Genomic DNA, 4,849 nt, shown 5'->3' with positions numbered 1-4,849 from the left:
CCGATCCCGATCCCGATCCCGAATTCTAACCCGTCCCTACCCGTTGTATTGGGTGGGTTCACCGACCTTCGGTGTCGTGCGCGGGACCGAACTCCGGGGAGCGTCCGGGCCTCGCGACGGGAATGACGCCCGCCTCCGCGGCACCGACGCCACCGGCACCGCTCGCATGGTGACCGTCCAGCACGAGACGGCGCTGTTCCTCGGCAGCGGTCTGCTCAACCTGTCGCATGGCACGGCGCAGGATCGGCGGAGCCATGACCGACGTGACGATCGCGACCAGAACGATGACCGTGTACGTCTCGGTGGAGAGCACCCCCAGCCGCACGCCGACGCTGGCCACCACGATCTCGATGACCCCCCGCGCGTTCATGCCGGCGCCCAGGGCAAGAGCCTCCCAGGGGGTCAGCCGGCTGGCCCGTGCCCCCGCGTACACACCGGCAAACTTGCCGAAGACCGCGACCGCGAGCACGATCACCGCCGCGAGCAGAACCCGGGGTTCACCCAGAGCGGTGAGATCGACACGTAGGCCCGCCGTCGCGAAGAAGATGGGCGCGAGCACCGCCATCACCACGATTCGCAACGGGGCGACACTGGCCTGATCCACCAGGCCGGACGACCCGAGGACGACCCCGCCCAGGAAGGCGCCGAACACCGCCTCCAGCTCCAACGCCTGCGTCCCGGCCGCCGACGCGAGCACCAGCACGGCCACGAAGGCCACGACCGATCCGCTCCTGGCGCCGGGATCGGCGCCAGCCCCAGCCCCGGCACCACTCGTGGCAATGATCCGTCCCAGCACGGCCCGGACGACGACCCGGCCGATCGTCAACGCGAAGATCCCCGCCCCGAGGACGTAAAGCACCGACAACGCCGTGTCGCCCGCCCGGACACCGGTGGTCGCCATCGCGGACACGACCGCCAGCATCAGCCAGCCAACGGCGTCGTCGATGATCCCGCCGGCCAGCGCGAGCTGCCCGACCTCCCGATGGGTCAGACGCATCTCCATGAGCGTCTTCGCCATCACCGGGATGGCGCTCACGCACATCGTCACCCCGAGGAACAGCGCGAAGACCGTCCGGTCGCCGTCGGGGCCCAGCAGGGAGGACGGCATCAGCACGCCGGTGGCGATCCCGAAACCCAACGGCAGGAGCAACCCACCGAGGCTGATCCGGGCGACGGTGAGACTGCGCCGGCGGATGATCCGCGTATCAATCTCGAACCCGCTGAGCGCGACCAGGAAGAGAACGCCGAGCTGTCCCACCGCGTCGAGCAGGTGAAACTGCGCGGCGTCACGCGGAAGCAACCAGTCCGAGAAGGCCGGCCACAGCGTTCCGAGCAATGACGGGCCGAGGAGCACGCCGACGCAGAGCTCCCCGACGATGGCGGGCATCCGCAGGCGCACGGCGAGACGCCCGAGCAGAATTGCCAGACTGAGCAGCACGGCGAGCTGAAGCAGGAACAGCAGCAGGGAATGCGGTGGGATCGAGGGGACGGGCTGGGCGGACGTGAGGGACAATGTCTCTCCTCGGACGTCTCGCCACCACTGACGGCGGCGAGGGCTCCAAGCCGACGTCCGACGACCGACGGCCGCATCGGCGACAGGCCAGCCGAGAGCCGGAATCCCGGATCACGGATTTCTCGTCATCCCCCGTCGCCCGCGCGCATGCGATTCGGTCGGCTGACGCCGCGGGCGCCGGCACTGGTACCGACGTCCCTCAAGAAGAAACCACAACGGACGCCGGGAAGTCCGCCGTTCGCGTCATCTCCCGCCGCATGGCGCGGAGTTGTGGAGGGGTAATCACGTTTTCCGGGCCGGCAACCGTGACCAGCCCTCCGCGCTTCCCTCCGCTTCACCAGCCTGCGCAGGCGGGGAGAAATCGGCTCAGATGAGGCCGAGCGCGCGGACCGCCTCCCGCTCCTCGGCCAGCTCACGCACCGAGGCGTCGATCTTCTCCCGGGAGAAGGCGTCGAGCTCCAGACCCTGCACGATCTCGAACCGGCCGCCGGACGCGGTGACCGGGAACGAGGAGATGAGCCCCTCGGGCACCCCGTAGGAGCCGTCGGACGGGATCGCCGCCGAGGTCCAGTCGCCCGCCGGGGTGCCGTTGACCCAGGTGAAGATGTGGTCGATGGCCGCGGAGGCGGCCGACGCCGCGGACGATGCGCCGCGCACCTCAATGATCTCGGCGCCCCGCTTGGCGACCCGCGGGATGAACTCGTCGGCAATCCATGCCTGGTCGCCGACCGCCTCGGCGCCGCTGCGTCCGCCCACCTCGGCGTGGAAGATGTCCGGGTACTGGGTAGCCGAATGGTTACCCCAGATCGTGATCTTCTTGATCTCGGTGCTGGGCACGCCGAGTTTCTTGGCGAGCTGCGCGATCGCGCGGTTGTGGTCAAGCCGGGTCATCGCGGTGAATCGCTCGGCGGGCACGTCCGGAGCGTGCGTCTGAGCGATGAGCGCATTGGTGTTGGCCGGGTTCCCGACGACGAGAACCCTGATGTCCTCGGCGGCCCCGCTGTTGATCGCCTCGCCCTGCGGCTTGAAGATCCCGCCGTTGGCGGACAGCAGGTCACCACGCTCCATGCCCTTGGTCCGCGGACGTGCGCCGACGAGGAGGGCCACGTTGGTGCCCTCGAAGGCCCGCTTGGCGTCGTCGAACACGTCAACCCCCGCCAGTAGCGGGAAGGCGCTGTCCTCGAGCTCCAGCGCCGTGCCCTCCGCCGCCCGCACGGCCTGCGGGATCTCCAACAGACACAGCTTCACCGGCGTGCCCGCACCCAGCAGCTGGCCCGACGCGATGCGGAACAGTAGCGCGTAGCCGATCTGACCGGCGGCGCCGGTTACGGTGACGTTGACGGGCGTTGAGCTCACTGGCTTCTCCTGGTGCAGATCACGGAAGATCGGGGTGCGGCCCGTGTCGTCCTCGTAACGATCCCGAGCCGGCTGGGTAACCGGTCCTGGACTGGAACGTCTTCTGCCGCCCCAGCGATGCTAGCCCGAGGCTAGTCCGAAGTTCTTGGTCAGGAGGCACGGGCGGCGCGGACGCAGCTCACATCGCGGCGCCGCGATGGGGCACGTGCTACCGGCCGATCTCGGTCCCGCACCGTGGTACGGGCGAGACCAGCGCGAAACGTTTCGCGTCCGCGGTGACCTGAAGGAAGGTGTAACAACGGGTGATCTGCCTGAAATGGGCGGCGAAGTTGACGGGGGCGGGCAGCAACCCGTCCGCGTCATAGCCGCGCACCGCCCGCAGGCCCCTGATGAACGTCTCCCGGCTGGGACATGGCCCGGCGGCCACCAAGCCGCGCAGGAACATGTCCGCCGAGATCCACCCGGACAGGGCCGCCTGCTGGGCCGGCGGGGACACCTGGGGCGCGTACTCCAGCATGGCCTGCAGGAACCGCTGGTGAGCGGGAGTCTCCTGCTCGAACGGCAGGTAGTCGACGAAACTGTAGACCCCGGCCAGCACTCCGCCGAACAATTGCAGGAGACGCTGGTCGTAGCCGGTGGGCGACAGGATGACCCGCAGATCTGCCCGGGCCACCCGGGCGCCCAGGACCACCTGGCCGAAGGCGGCGCCGGTGACGGCGCCGACCAGGACGTCCGCGCCGCTATCGCGCACCTTCCGGCCGATACCTGGGATGTCGACCGGCCGGGTCGCATCGATCCGGCCGAGCACCCGCACCCCGGCCGCGGCGAGGCTCAGCGCCATCTTGTCGGCGAGGGTCACGGAGGTCGCCGAGAACCCGGACTGGGCGATGATCGCCCGGTGGCCGCCGCGCTCGGCGACGAACTCACCCCAGGTCGTGACGGACGGCCCGTCGAAGATCATATTCGAGTAGCTGAACATGTTGTCGTTGTGGGTCCAGGCCGCTTCCAGCGAGGTACCGGTCACCGGTATTCGCCGGCTATTGAGATAACCAGCGGAACCACTGGCCACGGAGGTCGACTCGATGATTCCGAACACCTGGTCGTCCTCCACGAGCCCCTGGGCGGCGGCCTGGTTCCCGGCGGGATTCGAGGCGTCATCCCGCCAGACATAGATCACTTTTCGGCCATACACACCACCCGCCTTGTCCGCCACCCCGGGCCGGGCGTCCACCCCGGCCCGGAAGGACCGGAACAGTGACGCCGCGTTTCCGGTGTCCGGATAGAGCAGGCCGAATCTGATCGAGCCCGGACCGACGCCCGGCGCCGCGCAGGCCGGGGGCGCGGTCGGCCTGTCGGTGGAGACCCGGCAGCCGACCGCTCCCAAGACGATCAGGAGACTCACGAGCCCGAGCAGCGCGGCCCGACGGTCCGCACGACGGCGCCGAGGCCGGTGCGGCCCGGCCCCCAGAGCCGTGATGCTCCTCACTCCATCAAGCCTGAACCAGGAGGACCACTCTTCGGTGCCATTCCGTTGATTTTGTGAGATTCACCGAAGATCGATCGCTCCCGGTTTCAGGATCCGATCCTGCTTCGGGCTCCCCACGCGGTACCCCGTGGGGTGCGGCCCCGGTCGGCCAGGTCGGCCAGGTCAGAACGCCGCCGCGGCAGCCCGGGCGATGGCCTGGTCAAGGGGGGCGGGACCACCGCTCACCCCGACGGCCCCCACGATCACCCCGTTCCGCCACAGCGGCAGCGCACCGGGCAGACCCGTGACGACCGGTTCCGCCGGCGACGGACGCTCCCGTCCGACGCGGCCGTCACCCGTGGCAGGTGCCTTGCCGCCAGCGTGTCCCTCGCCACCGGTATGACTGACCAGCTGGGCCGGCGGAGCCCAGGACCGAGCCGCACACGCCTTGTCGACGGAGATATCCGCGGTCTCGAGCCGGGCATTGTCCATCCGGACGTGGGCAACCAGAATTC

4 protein-coding genes are annotated in these 4,849 nt (G+C 69.5%); all 4 read right to left on the bottom strand.

Annotation, left to right across the window (positions count from 1 at the left end):
- Nucleotides 1-58: 58 nt before the first annotated feature.
- The gene (locus tag AC08OU_RS22625; RefSeq protein WP_476605743.1) at nt 59-1,513 is read right to left on the bottom strand and encodes a cation:proton antiporter; all 1,455 of its coding nucleotides are present in this window, start codon (nt 1,511-1,513) and stop codon (nt 59-61) included.
- A gap of 366 nt (nt 1,514-1,879) precedes the next feature.
- Nucleotides 1,880-2,869 (bottom strand): malate dehydrogenase, encoded by a 990-nt coding sequence (locus AC08OU_RS22620; protein WP_476601765.1) that lies wholly within the window; start codon nt 2,867-2,869, stop codon nt 1,880-1,882.
- Between the two features lie 208 nt (nt 2,870-3,077).
- Entirely contained in the window at nt 3,078-4,355 is a 1,278-nt protein-coding gene (locus AC08OU_RS22615) for an ABC transporter substrate-binding protein (RefSeq protein ID WP_476605742.1), read from the bottom strand.
- Nucleotides 4,356-4,517: 162 nt separating this feature from the next.
- On the bottom strand, nt 4,518-4,849 hold a 332-nt coding region (locus tag AC08OU_RS22610), incomplete at its 5' end, for a heme-binding protein (RefSeq protein ID WP_476605741.1).

The sequence above is a fragment of the Frankia sp. CcMO1 genome, from assembly GCF_977945845.1.
Note: the sequence above shows the minus strand (reverse complement) of the source record. Positions and strands in the feature narration are given on the sequence as shown.